Origin of the sequence: Tenacibaculum agarivorans, assembly GCF_001936575.1 — a bacterium.
Classification (GTDB): Bacteria; Bacteroidota; Bacteroidia; order Flavobacteriales; family Flavobacteriaceae; genus Polaribacter; species Polaribacter agarivorans.
On record NZ_MSMP01000011.1, the window covers coordinates 99,922 to 115,550 of the forward strand.

The 15,629-nt window shown below is 30.1% G+C and carries 11 protein-coding genes and 1 pseudogene; 4 read left to right on the forward strand and 8 right to left on the reverse strand.

Going from position 1 to position 15,629, the window contains the following annotated elements; all coding sequences use genetic code 11:
• Window positions 1–138: 138 nt before the first annotated feature.
• Complete coding sequence (locus BVC87_RS10330) at window positions 139–1,368, forward strand: class I SAM-dependent rRNA methyltransferase (RefSeq protein ID WP_075342298.1); 1,230 nt, start codon at window positions 139–141, stop codon at window positions 1,366–1,368.
• A gap of 41 nt (window positions 1,369–1,409) precedes the next feature.
• Window positions 1,410–2,330, forward strand: a complete 921-nt coding sequence (locus BVC87_RS10335; RefSeq protein ID WP_075342378.1) for an EamA family transporter — start codon at window positions 1,410–1,412, stop codon at window positions 2,328–2,330.
• Between the two features lie 193 nt (window positions 2,331–2,523).
• Here BVC87_RS10335 and BVC87_RS10340 read toward each other — a convergent pair whose 3' ends face one another.
• Window positions 2,524–3,339 (reverse strand): DUF1853 family protein, encoded by an 816-nt coding sequence (locus BVC87_RS10340; protein WP_075342299.1) that lies wholly within the window; start codon window positions 3,337–3,339, stop codon window positions 2,524–2,526.
• Between the two features lie 81 nt (window positions 3,340–3,420).
• Between BVC87_RS10340 and BVC87_RS10345 the strand changes: the two genes are divergently transcribed.
• Both BVC87_RS10345 and BVC87_RS10350 read left to right on the forward strand, forming a co-directional pair.
• Window positions 3,421–4,563: a vWA domain-containing protein gene (locus BVC87_RS10345; protein WP_075342300.1), complete on the forward strand. Its 1,143-nt coding sequence runs from the start codon at window positions 3,421–3,423 to the stop codon at window positions 4,561–4,563.
• A 134-nt stretch (window positions 4,564–4,697) separates the two neighbouring features.
• Window positions 4,698–6,161: an AAA family ATPase gene (locus tag BVC87_RS10350; protein ID WP_075342301.1), complete on the forward strand. Its 1,464-nt coding sequence runs from the start codon at window positions 4,698–4,700 to the stop codon at window positions 6,159–6,161.
• 347 nt (window positions 6,162–6,508) lie between these two features.
• Here BVC87_RS10350 and BVC87_RS10355 read toward each other — a convergent pair.
• The 7 genes and pseudogenes from BVC87_RS10355 to BVC87_RS10390 form a co-directional block, all read right to left on the reverse strand.
• A pseudogene (locus BVC87_RS10355) lies at window positions 6,509–7,798 on the reverse strand (serine hydrolase domain-containing protein).
• Window positions 7,799–8,325: 527 nt separating this feature from the next.
• Window positions 8,326–9,489, reverse strand: a complete 1,164-nt coding sequence (locus BVC87_RS10365) for a vWA domain-containing protein (protein WP_075342304.1) — start codon at window positions 9,487–9,489, stop codon at window positions 8,326–8,328.
• A gap of 113 nt (window positions 9,490–9,602) precedes the next feature.
• Window positions 9,603–10,934 (reverse strand): glycoside hydrolase family 25 protein, encoded by a 1,332-nt coding sequence (locus BVC87_RS10370; protein ID WP_075342305.1) that lies wholly within the window; start codon window positions 10,932–10,934, stop codon window positions 9,603–9,605.
• Between the two features lie 161 nt (window positions 10,935–11,095).
• Window positions 11,096–12,619 carry a hypothetical protein gene (locus BVC87_RS10375; protein WP_075342306.1) on the reverse strand — a complete coding sequence of 508 codons (1,524 nt, stop codon included), beginning with the start codon at window positions 12,617–12,619 and terminating at the stop codon, window positions 11,096–11,098.
• Between the two features lie 126 nt (window positions 12,620–12,745).
• Window positions 12,746–13,651 (reverse strand): tRNA (adenosine(37)-N6)-dimethylallyltransferase MiaA, encoded by a 906-nt coding sequence (gene miaA, locus BVC87_RS10380; RefSeq protein ID WP_075342307.1) that lies wholly within the window; start codon window positions 13,649–13,651, stop codon window positions 12,746–12,748.
• Complete coding sequence (locus BVC87_RS10385; RefSeq protein WP_075342308.1) at window positions 13,651–14,475, reverse strand: ion transporter; 825 nt, start codon at window positions 14,473–14,475, stop codon at window positions 13,651–13,653. Before BVC87_RS10385 ends, miaA begins: the two co-directional genes overlap by 1 nt.
• A gap of 24 nt (window positions 14,476–14,499) precedes the next feature.
• Window positions 14,500–15,597 carry a 3'-5' exonuclease gene (locus BVC87_RS10390; RefSeq protein ID WP_075342309.1) on the reverse strand — a complete coding sequence of 366 codons (1,098 nt, stop codon included), beginning with the start codon at window positions 15,595–15,597 and terminating at the stop codon, window positions 14,500–14,502.
• Between the last annotated feature and the right edge of the window lie 32 nt (window positions 15,598–15,629).

The following is a 15,629-nucleotide window of genomic DNA, read 5'->3' on the forward strand; positions in this document are numbered from 1 at the left end:
TTTTTATTTACTATGTTACGAAGTGTTTTGAAGTTTCAGATCTTCAGTATGTTAGATCTTTTATTTAGAAAACTATTGAAAATACTAGTAATGAATGTCTATTTTTGTGATTTCCAAATTCGATGAAGAATTCACTTTATGAAATTTAGTTCGACTATACAATCAGATTATACACCTAAAAACTTAGCGATAAAGTTAACCAATAAAGGAGAGCAACATGTGTTGAAAAAACATCCTTGGGTATTTTCGAATAGTATTGAAAAGATTAGTAATGATCCTAAAACGGGAGATTTAGCGATTATCTTTAGTAAAAAAAAGAATAAAGTTATAGGAATTGGCTTGTATGATACTGAATCTCCAATTCGTATAAAGATTATATATAATGAAAATGCTAAAGCAACAATAAATGAAGGTTTTTTTCATGCTAAAATAGAAACAGCATATGCAAAAAGAGAAAAGTTACTAGTAACAAATACGAATAGTTATCGATTACTGTTTGGAGAAAATGATGGTTTTCCTTCTTTAATCGCAGATGTGTATAACCAAGTGTTAGTGGTGAAATTGTATTCAGAAATATGGTTGCCTTATTTAGAATCTATTTTAAAGAGTTTACAAGAAGTTTCTAAAGCACAAACTATTGTAATTCGATTAAGTCGTAATGTAGAAAAGTCTTCAAATCATAATTTAAAAGATGGAGATGTGGTGTATGGAGTTTTAGACAATGAAGTAGTACAATTTGTAGAGCATAACGTAAACTTCTCTGCAAATGTGATTAAAGGACATAAAACAGGCTATTTTTTAGATCATAGAGCAAATAGAAAACGAGTAGGAGAGTTAAGTACAAATAAAACAGTATTAGATGTGTTTTCTTATGCAGGTGGATTTTCTGTTCATGCTTTGTATAATGGAGCTAAAGAAGTAACTAGTTTAGATATTAGTAAACAAGCATTAGAAATTGCTGTTGAAAATGGAAAATTGAATGACTATTCAGGTATTCATAAAACTATTGCAGGTGATGCTTTTGAAGAATTGAATGTATTAATTCGGAAGAAAGTTACTTTTGATGTGGTAGTCATCGATCCGCCTAGTTTTGCAAAGCAAGCTTCAGAAATAGAACTGGCAAAAAAGAAATATGCACAGTTAGCAAAATTGGGAGTGAAATTGGTTTCTAAAGGTGGGATGTTAGTTTTGGCTTCTTGTTCTTCTCGAGTGATTGCTGAAACTTTTTTTGAAATAAACGATAAGGCTTTAAAAGCTTCAAAACGAAGGTTTAAAATGATTTCAAAAACATATCATGATATTGATCATCCAATAGGCTTTCCTGAAGGAGCTTATCTGAAATGTGGTTATTATCAATTTTTAGACTGATTTATAAAATTTCATATTGGAATAAGGCTTATCTTAGACCAATGAAGAGACAACAACTACTTATTCTATTAGCTTTTTTTTCGATATATTTTATATGGGGCTCTACCTATTTATTGAATAAAATAGCAGTTGCAGAATTACCTCCACTATTATTAGCGTCTATCCGATTTGGATCAGCAGGAATATTAATTTTAATCATAGCTAAATTATTAAAACAATCGCTCAAAATTACCAAACGACAACTGTTAAACTCTACTGTAGCTGGTTTTTTATTTTTAGTATACGGAAATGGTGTTTTTGTTTGGGCATTAAAATATGTTGATAGTGGTTTTGCGGCACTATTAGCGTCTACACAGCCATTATTTGTATTATTCTTACTTCGCTTAATAGATGGACAGAAAATGCAGCGTAAATCAATTATAGGGGTCTGTCTAGGAGTTTTAGGAATGTATCTTTTGGTGAGTCAGAAAACTATATCGACTTCTGAAGGTATGATTTTAGGAATTTTTATGATTCTTTCTTGTGTATTGAGCTGGAGTTATGGAAGTGTATTTGTCTCAAAAGCAGATTTACCTAAAAACTTCTTTGTAAGTACAGGGTACCAAATGACTATTGGGAGTATTTTACTAATCTTTTGGAGTCAGATTTTTGGAGAAGATGTAAGTACAATCTTTGCTATTAGTTACAAAGTTCAGTTATCAATAGTAATGTTAATTATTTTTGGAAGCATCATTGCATTTACTTCATTTAATTATCTATTAAAAGTAGTTTCTCCAGAAAAAGTATCTACTTCTGCTTATGTAAACCCAGTGATCGCATTATTATTAGGCTGGTATTTTTTAGGAGAAAAGTTAACAAATCAGTCTATAATAGCATCTTGTGTTTTGCTAACAGGAGTATATTTTATTACTTCTAGAAAAAGGATTACCAAACAAAAAGTTCGACCATCTCAAAAAACATGATATACTACAGGTAGGGTTTTTTCGTTCTTAGTTGTAGTATATATATAATCACCCTAAAACTAAAAGTAAATGCTTAAGAACAAAAAACTAGTAACGTATGCTATATATAGTGGAGCAACGTTAATTTTAATGATGAGTTTATTCTTTTTAATGGTAAAGTATTTTAAAACAGTACCAATGATTTAATTTTCTTTTACCACCATACCACAAAGAATTTATGTAACTCTCCATTTGTCTGTTTTAACCAGCACAACGGAGAGTTTTCTTTTTGTAAGAACGTATGCAATCGACCTTTAAAATCCTCAAAGTTTAACCAATCTACATGGGTATGTGGTTTCACTAGCCAATTAAGTTTAGTGGGAATAAAAAACTTGGCAGTTTTAAATTCTTTTAACTCTTTTTCGTAAATATAAAAGCCTTCAATACATTCATTATTGATTAGTGGAAAAACAGTGTTTCTTTCTTTTAGATGTGGAAAAAGTTGCGCTTTAAAATATACTTTCTGTTCAATATCATTTACATCTAAATTGTATTCTTTGAGAACTTTTTTAGTTTTTTCGTGATGTAAAAGAGGAAGTTGTTTATGAATAAGTTTATTGTATTTTAAATCAAAGCTATCTCTTCTGTTAGGACCAACCCAATGTTCTATTTCTTCATTTCCTACAGTAGCATCGTATAAGTAAAACTTATATATAATTTCTAAATGCGTTGGTTTTCCATTATCAAGTAAGATGCAATCAAGTTCACCTATTGTCAATTTACCATCTTGTATTTGTAAATTTTCAATAAGTATTTCAATATTTTCATTTTCAGAAATCTGATGAAATACAAATTGTTCAACTAGTTTTCCTAAACGTAATTGCAATTGATTTTTAACTTTAAATAAGCTTACGTAATTACATTGATAATCAGTGTTTTGAATGTTTTTATGTAAAGTATTGATCCATAGTGATTTAGTTTCGCAAAAACCTTGATATTGTAATTGTATTTCTTTGTTTTTAAAATGCATTAATGTTAAAATAATTCTAAATAATAAGACATGTGATTTGTAAACTTGGTGTAAAAATACAAATAGCCGTATTTTTATAGTATGATTAATCAGTTTAAAAAAGGACTTCGTTTTGAAAAGTTTGAAGAGAAACAAGTTCCACCATTTGATAAACTTTTTGATATCTTCAAGGAATTAATCACATACACTTCTGGTGATTTTGATGAAGCTTTTGAATGGTTGACTCAATTAGATAAAGAATACAATTTAACTACACCTGAATATACTTTAGATGATTTTTTAGAAGATTTAAAAAAGAAAGGATATATACGAGAGGAGTTTGATGATCCTAAAGACGGAGAAGGAGATGGAGAAGGAAAATTAAAAATTACTTCTAAAACAGAACAAGCTATTCGACAGAATGCGTTAGATCAAATCTTTGGTAAATTAAAGAAAAGTCGTTTAGGTAACCATAAAACAAAAACAATTGGTCAAGGTGATGAACATACTGGAGAGTTTCGAAATTATCATTTTGGTGATGCTTTAGATCGTATTTCCATGACTGAGAGTATTAAGAATGCTCAAATCAATAATGGAATAGGAAATTTTTCACTCACAGAACAAGATTTAATTGTTGAAGAGACTAATTTTAAGGCGCAAATGAGTACGGTGCTAATGATTGATATTAGTCATAGTATGATTTTGTATGGAGAAGATCGAATAACTCCCGCTAAAAAAGTAGCTATGGCTTTAGTAGAGTTGATAAAAACTCGTTATCCGAAAGATACTATAGATATTTTAGTTTTTGGAAATGATGCATGGCCAATTGCTGTAAAGGAACTTCCTTATTTAAAAGTAGGACCTTATCATACCAATACAGTCGCAGGTTTGCAATTAGCTATGGATATCTTACGAAGAAAACGAAATACGAATAAGCAAATATTTATGATTACAGATGGTAAACCTAGTTGTTTACGTTTACCAGATGGCACTTATTATAAGAATAGTAATGGTTTAGATAGTTATATTGTAGAAAAATGCTATAATATGGCTTCGCAGGCTAGAAAATTGCATATTCCTATCACAACTTTTATGATTGCGCAAGATCCGTATTTAATGCAATTCATTCGTCATTTTACTCAAGCAAATCAAGGTAAAGCATTTTACACGGGATTAAAAGGTTTAGGAGAAATGATTTTTGAAGATTATGAACAAAACCGTAAAAAAAGAATAAGGGGAGCTTAGTCAGGTCAGAAATTATTGAATATTGTAAAAACAAAGAAATTAAAAGGGTAGATGTTAAATTTTATTTTCAACAGTCAACCTATAAAAACATAAAACGAATCAGATACACAAAAGCTAAAAAAGCATAATAACGTATGGATATTAAAAAAAGTAAAACATTAGGAGAGTTAAAGAAATCAGGTTATCAATCTCTTTCCATTAAAGACGAATTAAGAAATAACCTTATACAAAAGCTAAGAAATCAAGAAACAGTATTTGAAGGGGTATGGGGATATGAAAACTCAGTGATTCCAGAATTAGAAACTGCGATTTTATCAAAACATAATATCAATTTATTAGGACTAAGAGGACAGGCAAAAACACGTTTGGCTCGTTTAATGGTATCCCTTTTAGATGAGTACATTCCTGTAGTAGAAGGTTCTGAAATTAATGATGACCCATTACAACCTTTATCTCGTTATGCAAAAGAACTCATCAAAGAAAAAGGAGATGATACACCGATTACTTGGTTGCATAGAGATGAACGTTTTTTTGAAAAGCTAGCAACTCCGGATGTTACAGTAGCAGATTTAATTGGAGATATTGATCCAATTAAAGCTATGAATTTAAAGCTAAATTATGCAGATGATCGTGTAATTCACTTCGGAATGATTCCTAGAGCTAACAGAAGTATCTTTGTAATCAATGAAATTCCCGATTTACAGGCACGAATTCAAGTTTCCTTATTCAATATACTTCAAGAAGGAGATATTCAAATACGTGGCTTTAAATTGCGTTTACCGCTAGATATACAGTTTATTTTTACTGCCAATCCAGAAGATTATACAAATAGGGGAAGTATTGTAACGCCATTAAAGGATAGAATTGGATCTCAAATTTTAACACACTATCCAAAATCAGTTGATATTGCTGAAAAAATTACAGAACAAGAAGCAAATATTTTACAAGGACAAAAAGATACAATTCATGTTCCAAAACTTGCAAGACGATTGGTGGAACAAATTAGTTTTGAAGCTAGGAAGAGTGAGTATGTGGATGTGAAGAGCGGTGTAAGTGCTAGAATGAGTATTTCTATCTTTGAAAATTTACTAAGCACAGCTGAGCGTAGAAGTTTATTAACTGAGGATGACACAACGTCAATTAGATTATTAGATTTCTTTGGAACTATCCCCGCGATTACAGGTAAAGTAGAGTTAGTTTATGAAGGAGAGCAAGAGGGAGCTGATGCTGTAGCTCAAATTTTAATAAGTAATGCAGTAAAAACTATTTTTGTAGAGCTATTTCCAGAAATAAAGAAGTTGAAGCGAGAAGATGAAAAAACTCCGTATGACGCCATTTCACAGTGGTTTTACTCTAGCGAAGCTATTGAATTATTAGATGATATGGATGACACTTATTTTAAAGAGCAATTAGATGTAATAAAACCTTTAGATCAATTGATAGCTAAATATCAACCTGAGTTCCCTAAAGAAGATATGTATTTCTTAAAAGAGTTTATTTTATGGGCGCTTTCAGAATTTAAAATTTTAAATAAAGAGCGTTTTACAAAAGGATTTCAATTTAATGATCCTTTAGCAAATTATATTAGAGGTATTTAGCCAAAATTCAATTTTAAAAATATAAAATGAACGGATTGTGAAAAGCAATCCGTTTTTTATGAATTTTTGATTAAAAATATCTTGTTAGCTAACAGTTTTAACGTAATAGTGTAATTTTACCTTTAAATTCCTGAAAATAAAGAGGTCTTTGCGAAGGAGTGCAACGGATGAAGCAATCTTTGTCTTAAAAACGAGATTTCCGTTATTAAATTAACAGATTACTTCTTCATTTCACTACGCTTTATTCATTGTAAAGACTTGATTTGTTGATTTATAGGTTTTAAAAAAAGTATTCATAAACTCACATAATTTTAATGAATTTAAATTTTTATTTCGAATTTATTAATTTACATTACTATTGATGATTTAATATAATTTTGTATCAATTGTCTTAATCTTAAATGCCTGTGAGGAGATAATTGTATCATCATAACAAAAGCCATATCATTTTCTAAATCAATTTTGAAATACGTACCTACAGCTCCTCCCCAGCCATATACTTTTTCAAGTTTGTTTTCATTGATACCTCTAATAGCAAACCCTAAACTGAAACCATATTCACCATAAGGGAGTCTTAGACGTTTTTGATATTTTCTTACCTCTTGTAGATGATCTTGTAGCATTAAATCTACTGTTTGTTTCTTCAGTATCTGATGTCCATTTGCACTACCTTTATTCAACAACATCTGGCAGAATTTTAAGTAATCATATGTTGTTGAAATCAATCCTCCACCTCCATTAAATAACGTTACTGGATTGGTGTATCTATTATTTTTATAATCTTCAATCGCATATAATCCAGATTCCTCTCGCCAACTATAGCCGACTGTAAATCGTTTTATTTTTTCTTTGGGTAATTGAAAATGGGTGTCATTCATTTTCAGTGGCCCTAAAATATTATCCTTTAAATAGGTATTTAAGCTTTTTCCTGAAAGTACCTCAATTAGGTAGCCGCAAATATTGGTTGAATATCCATATTGCCAATTAGTTCCAGGCTCGAAGAGTAGAGGAAGTTTACTTAATTTTAGTACAAATTCCTTATTTGTAGTTGCAGCTCCTAGATTTTGTGCTGCGTACAATTGATTAAGTTTAGTATTTCTACTACGTCCGTAATTAAATCCTGAAGTGTACCTTAATAAATCAATGATACGAATTGGTTTTTTTGCCTTAATTAATGCAGAATCTGAATAGATGTACATTTTTTTAAATTCTGGAATATATTTATAAAGAGGGGCTTATAATTTGAATTTCTTTTTTTCATATAGCTGCAATAATGCTACAGAAACTATAGGCTTTGTCATTGAGAAAATCCGAAATATACTTTGTTCATCAATTTGTTGTTTTTCATCTATGTTTGAGTATCCGTAGCTATCAAATTGAACTAACTTCCCGTTTTTAATAATAGCTATTTGAATTCCAGCAAGTTTTCCGTTGTCTACTAGTTTATGAAAATGATTATTCATTTTCTTTAGACTGTCAGCAGATAATCCAACATCTTCCGGCTTAACTTTTGCAAAATTTTGATTTTGACTATGGACAAATGTCCAGCAAGACATAACTATTAATAATAGAGAGAGTTTTTTCATTGTATTTATCATATTAACGACTCCAACACATCTCATATACCTGTTTTTCATAACATTAAAGTTACTGTTTTTCTGTTAAGAGCAAAAACTAACAATTATGGTTATTTCGCTATTTACTATTAAGTTGCTAAATATCTTTTTCCCTATTTTAATTCGATAGTATCATTAACATAAATCTTGAATAAGAAATTCTTGTCAGTTCGAGTGATTTTACAGAATGATAATGAAGTGAAATTTTATCGAGAACAACGTATTTATTTCTCGATACAAAATTCATTTTCGTTTTACTCTAATGAATTTCACTCTAAGTGACACCTTTATTCTTAAACGAGATTCATGTATTATCAATATTAGGTCTCAAAAATTATTTTTAAGAATACTATCATGCTGTTTTTACTATTCATATCAATTTTCCATTTTTGGATGTATATGTATATACAAACGCTTCCAGAGCTCTATTACATACACTTCAAATTCTCTTACATACCAGTGTTTTTAAACTTTAAAGCAAAAAACTAAACCACCTCAAATCATACGATTTTTGGTGGTTTAGACATCCTCTAAACAAAAACTTTTATCTATTCTTTTTCTTTTGACTGCTTTTTTAATACTTCTACAACTTTTTCACTAAACGACTTTTTCTCTGTCTTAGATAATTTTTTCTTTTGCTCATCAATGTAATTTTTCCTCTTTTTAGATAACTCTCTTAATTTCTGTTCATTCTCTTTTCGTTCTTTTTTTAACTTTTCTAATTCAACTTTAATTTCCTGTTTACTTTTTCCTTTAAAATCGCTAGGTAATTCTTCTTCAGCAATTTCTTCTATTTCAACTTTATCGTCTATATAATCTGTAATTAACTCTTTATTTCCATATGATTTTTTTCCTGCTTTACTCATTTTGTAAGAAGCTCTAGAACTATTTGCTGTTTTTGAACTTTTTTCATAAACCTCTAATGACTTTTCTTTCTTTAAGTAATTAACAGATTGTTCTGCTTTTGTTCCGTAATACACTCTAGATTGATCAATAGATTTTGAAACTTCATAAATTTCATCGTCATAAGGTGTAGCTATAACCACATCTGAAGCATGTTGATCTAAATGTAAATACTCTCCATTAGTACAACTGGCCATTTTTCTAAAATGAACGATTGCTTCTGCACAAGATTTTCCAAGTTTGATAGTGTTAATTGTAATTCCTTTTCTAGCAGCTTCTTTGCAGCTTAATGTATATTTTACATCATCTTGATAATCCATATGTGGAGGACAATCACCCACAACAAAAATGGTTTTATAGGTTTTTTGCTGCTCAGACCATTGTATATCACTCACAGCTTCATGTAATGCCTGATTTACACTTTCTGGCGTATCGCCACCTCCGTCAGCTTCAATTTGAAGTAATTTATCGTATACTTCATCTAAATCAGTTGTTAATTGAATTTTCTTCGTTACAAAAGCATCTCTTTTATCACGATAAAAGATCATACCTAACTTTAAACTTTCAACATCATTGCTTTGAGCTAGTTCAGAAACAATATCCCAAATTTTTTCTTTAGCAGTTCCAATTAATCCACTCATGCTACCTGTAGCATCTAAACAAAAGACTAATTCTACATTTTTTCCTGAAGTAGGATGATCATTTGTAGCTAATGTGGTTATTATTATTGCTTTCTCTTTTTTGGTTTCACTTTTACATTGAATACTTAAAAGTGAAAAAAATGTGATTAAAATAACTTTGTTCATCATGTTTTTTTGTCAAAACTAGTGGAGAACAAATGGTTGTACAATGTAGATTGAGTGAAGTTTATTTTTTGATGAGTAAAAGGGCTAAAACGATTAGCGTAAACTATGTAGTAGATCTATTTTTCTATATAAATGTCTAAATCAATTGTTTTAGAATCAATAGTATAAGAGGGGGATTTTTGCCAAATTGTCCAACCTGTTTTTTTCCAGGCGCTAGGTACAATAGGGGATGAGGTATGCTCATAATCAGCTACCCATAAAGGATATCTTCCAAATTTTTTACTGGTAAGATTTTTATTAGCAAAGAAATATGTGCAGTAAATCATAGGTTTACGATTTGATAATTCTTCTAGAGTGTGAAGGAAAATAAATAAATCAGTTTGTATGCGTTTAATATCCGATAGTTTTGAAGTAGATCCATCATCACCACCAGTTTCTATATCTACAACAGGAGGGAAGTCATGAGGTTGAATATCTTTTATCTGATTCCAAAAATGAATTGCTTGTTTTTTAGGATCATCATCTAAAAGATAATAATGATAAGCTCCTCTTTTTAAGTTCTTTTTTCTAATTTGTTTCCAATTGAAATGAAATTTTGGATCTACATAATCTAAACCTTCAGTTGCTTTACAGATAACAAACTGTATACTGTCGGGTAATTTGTCGTTAAGAAGATTACCATTCCATTTAGAGATATCGATTCCATAGTATTTTTTACTTTTCTTTTGAGGTCTAGTTGTTAGATTAAGTTTTTTAGTATTTATTTTTTGATGTAATTGTTGAATAGATTGATGGAGTTCTTTATTGTTTTTTGTGTTCTGATATTGAATAAAGAAAAGAATTGACGCTAATAATAGTCCTAATCCAATTGGCAACATATTTTGCCTTCTAAAGAATGGAGTAGTTTCTTTTTTGGAGTCTATTTCATCTAAGATATGTTGAATTTTATCAGATATAACAATATTTCCTATTAAGTTTTTAATAATAAAATGGCTATCATTAAATTGAATTCCTTTGTAAATGATTTCTCCTTTTGCATTTTTAATTTCCTCTGGCTTGTCAGTATACAATCCATCATTGTTTAAAAGAATTTTATCTTTTTCGAGTTTTGGTTCACTAAAAATAGAACTTAAAAAATACATTGGTTCTTTAACAGAATGTTGTTTTCTGAAAATTGAAATTACTCCTCGAGTATTTAAAAATTCTAGTAAAGCTAGTAACTGACTAAATTGAACAATAGCTTCTTTTTGTGTAATTGGGTTGTTATAAATTTTGTTAGTTACAAAATAGATCGCATATTGTTCTCTTAATTGAATGATTAAAGCTTTTTCATTTTCAGGATTAAAAAAGACCTTTTCTAATACATTCTTTAAGCTTATAATTCCTTCTTTACGGAAAGAATTAATACCACGTAATAGTTTTATTTCAAAATCATTAAAGCTTTTCATGATAACTTAAATTGTAGTAAGGTTGGTCTGTTTTTAAAAAATGAGTCTACCTAAAAAAAGTAATCAGCTAAGTATTATTAGTAAAGGCTAAATTAATTTATTAATACTTTTTTAGATAGACTCTGTTATTTATATAATTTTAATTAGTTGAAAACTAATCGTTAAGATTTAGAACCAGCATCATTATTCGCTGAAGCTGCATTAGCGCTACTAGATGATGAATTTTTAGTTGAGCTATTGGTATCATCTGCACTTCCTGCTTGGTTGTATTTATTTGGATAATATTTAGCTAACCAAGCTCTTGCAATTTCAGATTGAGTTATAGGTTTTAGGTAGTAATTAATTGGTACCCCTAAATTTTTTCCACCTGCAATACACTTATCCACATAATCTTCCATGGCTGTCATCATCGAATTGGTATCAATAACTTTGTTTTGCCCGTCATCTATCTCAGCGACTCCGCTTAAAGTTGCCTTTATTGTAGCATTTTTTAAAGTAATCATTTGCTGACCAGTTCTTGCTGCTGCTGCACCTTCAGCAATAGTATTATTTGCGCTCGCTGTTGCACCTTGTAATGTAGCAAGTTCTTCCATAGTTTTGGCAGGATCAAAATCTGAAAAGCTTTCAACAGCCATTTTTACTTGATTTGATTTTATAGATGGAATGATTCCCATAGTAATTAAAGTGGCATGAGAAGTTACATTTTGTGTACTTAGTAAATTTTTAGCACTATTAGAAAATGTTGAGCTCACTCCGAAAGAACCAGTTTCTGTGGCAAACCATCCACCAACATCAAAAGTTTCTTGCATTGAAGCCGCAATAGATTCCATGCTTTGACTAGATTGAGATTGACTAGTATTTAAAATATGAACCATACCTACAAAAGAAGATCCGTAAGTAGCTCCAGAAAGCACAGAAAACGAATGATCTTGTTTGGTATTTGCTTTTGCTTCAATTTTAGCAATAGAATCTACATCATTTGTATTAATTAGGTCGTTAGGATACATGGCATTCCAAGATCTTACTGCTTTGTCCACATCTAATACATAAGGGGCAAAAACCTGTGCATTTTTGTGAGTACAGGTCAGCGTAATAACTAAAGTACCTACTATGCTGTGTCTTGCATATTGACTATTCATTTGTTCTTGTGCAGTAGCGCTGGCTTGTGAAGATTGACCTTCTCCAAAAATACTTAACGATTCTTCAATAAATGAAGCTACCGTGGCTGCATGACTAGCTGAACTTTGTGTATTCTGATCAAATGAAAAATATTGAGTATTCATTTGTAATGAATCACTAGAAATAGGCATTTCTTTCAATTGGCTTTTATTATAATCTATAGGACTTTCGATAGATTCATTTACAGCATTTATTTTGGCTTTTAAAGGTTGAATAGCTTTTTCAGCTTTAATTTTAGCTTTTCCATAAGCTACTGCTGCTTGTTGAACTTGTTTTGCAATTTGCTGAGATTCTCCTACTAAATCATTAGTGTCTATGCCCATACCTATAGTTTCTTGTATGGTCATGTCTACACTTCTCTTTAATGAAATTAATGAGTTTAACTCACTTTCTGCAGCATTTGCAGGTGCTTGCAGTTGAGAAATTTTTACAATATTGTCTAATTTTTCTTTTGATACGATGTTTCCTAAAACTAAGGAAGGATCGTATGGAATAGTAGATGGCATGAGTTATAATTTTAAGTTTCTACACATAAAATTATAGTTATAATAGGGGTTTTTGATTTAAAATAGCTTAAAGACTCTTATTTTGATAATAAGCGTTTATGAAAATAACTTTAACGTAAAATTAAATTAAGATATTAATGTCTCAGTTATTTTATCGATGATTATTTTTTTATCATCTTTAAAGTTAAACCAAATAGTTTCTGGATCTCTTCTAAACCATGTGAGTTGTCGTTTGGCAAAGCGCCTAGAATTCTTTTTAATTTCTGAAATGGCAAAATCTAAATCACAATTACCATCAAAATATTCAAATAATTCTCGATATCCAACAGTTTGCAAAGCATTTAAATGTTTGTATGGGTAAAGTGATTTGGCTTCTTCTAATAAGCCATTTTTCATCATAATATCCACCCGTTGATTGATGCGATCATAGATGATTTCTCTGTCGGCAATTAATCCTATTTTGATAGATTTGAAATTTCTAGGCTCTTTTTCTTTATTCACAAAAGAGGAGTAAGGTTTCCCTGTACCTATACAAATCTCTAAAGCCCTTATCAATCTATGGGGATTAGTAATAGCAATATTTTGATAGGTAACAGGATCTAATTCTTTCAATTTATTTTGTAGAGAAAGAATACCATTAGTTTCTAATTCTGAAGTAAGTGTCGGTCGTATGTTTGGATCTACTTCTGGGAAAAAATTTAACCCTTTAAGAACAGCATCTACATACAAACCACTTCCTCCAACCATTATTTGAACAGGTTTCTTCAGAAATAATTCATCTAAGGTTTTCAAAGCATCTTTTTCAAAACTACCAACGTTATAATCTTCAAAAACACTTCTGTTCTGTATGAAATAGTGTTGGGCCGCAGCTAATTCTTCAGGTTCAGGAACAGCAGTTCCAATAGTCATTTCCTTGTAAAATTGTCTGGAATCACAAGATAAAATATCGCAATTAAAATGTTGAGCTAATTGGATACTCAATGCTGTTTTTCCGATAGCAGTTGGTCCAACTATAGTGATTAAAGTATTCATTACTCGTGTAGTTTATTTCCACAGTGATAGCAAAATTCGGCATCATCACGATGACCTTCAGCAGCGCAATTTGGACAAGCTTGTGTGTTAAGGTTTATATCATTTTGTTTGACAATTTCTGAAGAAACAATTCCAGTAGGTATGGCTATAATGGCGTAACCTAAAATCATAATAACACTGGCTACAAACTGACCAAAAGGAGTTTCAGGAGCAATATCACCATAACCAACGGTAGTTAAGGTTACAATGGCCCAGTAAACACTTCTAGGTATACTAGTAAAGCCATTACTTGCTCCTTCAATTAAATACATAACTGAACCTAAAATTACACAAATAATTAACACGAAGAATAAAAAAACAGAGATTCTAGCTCTGCTGGCTTTAAGTGCTTTAGCCAAGTTTTGAGATTCTCCTATAAATCGAGTTAGTTTTAAAATTCTAAATACTCTAAGTAAACGTAATGCTCTTAAGGCAACGAGTGTGTGTGTGCCAACAAAAATTACAGAAAGGTATTTAGGAATTGTAGATAAAAAGTCAATAATTCCATAGAAACTAAAAATATATTTAGAAGGTTTATTAATTGAAATGATTCGTAAAATATATTCAATGCTAAATAGAATTGTAATTATCCATTCCGCAATATTTAGTTCTTCCTGATATTTTTCTCCGATGGTATTTACACTTTCAAGCATTACTATAGCTATACTAAATAAAATAGCTATCAGAAGAATAACATCAAAGAGTTTTCCTGCTGGCGTATCAGCTTCATAGATTATTTCCTGAAGTTTTTGCTTCCAATTTTTTTTAGGTTGAATAGTATTCAAAGTATAAACATTAGTAAAACAATATTACAAATTATTTTCTAGTTCGTATCGTACAATTTTGTCGACATTATTAGTTACTAAGTAATTTTTAATAATAGTTTTAGCTAACATTTTATTCTCAATTGGAGTAAGAACATTCTTTAGAATTTCAATCTGATCAGTTTGGTAGGAAAGATTTGTAAATGCATAACCAATTACTTGATTGTGTTCTATTAAAATAACACTTTTTTCTTCTGGAATTCTACCGTTATTAATGATTAAAAAATGATCATTAGCGAAATTTCGGGTAGTCAATTTCCTTTTCCTAATAATGTTATGCTTAGGTTTTAATTTATCTAACTCTAAATAATATTTTAATCGTGTAAAAAGTTGATTTCCTGTTTCTTCATACGTAACAGTATCTACTTTTTCTCTTATCTTAACAGCTCTTCTAGAATCTTTTAAAAATAATTTATTAAGTTCTGAACGTACATTTTTTCCTCTTCCTAAAAAAATAACTTTACCTTCTTCATTATGGACGTAGAATACACCTTCAGTTTCAGGTAATTCTTGGATAATAGCTTTAATTTTTAATTTATGGTTTCTATTATCCACATATTTTATTGTACGTTGTATAATATCTTTACCATGATCTTTTTCCAGAATTAATTTGAATAACTTAACTGTGGCAAATGCATCTCCATTGGCTCTATGTCTATCGGTGATTGGGATACCTAGTCCTCTGCACAATTTCCCTAAACTATAAGAAGGTTGTTCTGGAATTAGTTTTTTACTTAAAGAAACTGTACATAACGTATTTCTAAAATAATCATAGCCTAGTCTACTAAATTCAGTTTTTAAAACTCTATAGTCAAAAGAAGCATTATGAGCAACTATAATACAATTATCAGTAATTTCAACAATACGTTTGGCAACTTCATGAAACTTAGGAGCATTACGAAGCATTTTATTGTTAATTCCAGTAAGTTTAACAACAAATTCTTGAATTTCTCTTTCAGGATTTACTAACGATATAAATTGATCAACTACAGTATGACCATCAAATCTATAAATGGCAACCTCAGTTATTCCTTCTTCGTTAAATTTTCCCCCTGTGGTTTCAATGTCTAAAATGGCATACATGCAAAAAAAACCTGATAAAGTTTAGTTAAGTT

Coding starts and splice junctions, on each gene's coding strand:
- BVC87_RS10350 (WP_075342301.1), top strand. CDS start 4,698: ATGGATATTAAAAAAAGTAAAACATTAGGAGAGTTAAAGAAATCAGGT.
- BVC87_RS10330 (WP_075342298.1), top strand. CDS start 139: ATGAAATTTAGTTCGACTATACAATCAGATTATACACCTAAAAACTTA.
- BVC87_RS10340 (WP_075342299.1), bottom strand. CDS start 3,339: ATGCATTTTAAAAACAAAGAAATACAATTACAATATCAAGGTTTTTGC.
- BVC87_RS10335 (WP_075342378.1), top strand. CDS start 1,410: ATGAAGAGACAACAACTACTTATTCTATTAGCTTTTTTTTCGATATAT.
- BVC87_RS10365 (WP_075342304.1), bottom strand. CDS start 9,489: ATGATGAACAAAGTTATTTTAATCACATTTTTTTCACTTTTAAGTATT.
- BVC87_RS10345 (WP_075342300.1), top strand. CDS start 3,421: ATGATTAATCAGTTTAAAAAAGGACTTCGTTTTGAAAAGTTTGAAGAG.
- BVC87_RS10375 (WP_075342306.1), bottom strand. CDS start 12,619: ATGCCATCTACTATTCCATACGATCCTTCCTTAGTTTTAGGAAACATC.
- BVC87_RS10370 (WP_075342305.1), bottom strand. CDS start 10,934: ATGAAAAGCTTTAATGATTTTGAAATAAAACTATTACGTGGTATTAAT.
- BVC87_RS10390 (WP_075342309.1), bottom strand. CDS start 15,597: ATGTATGCCATTTTAGACATTGAAACCACAGGGGGAAAATTTAACGAA.
- miaA (WP_075342307.1), bottom strand. CDS start 13,651: ATGAATACTTTAATCACTATAGTTGGACCAACTGCTATCGGAAAAACA.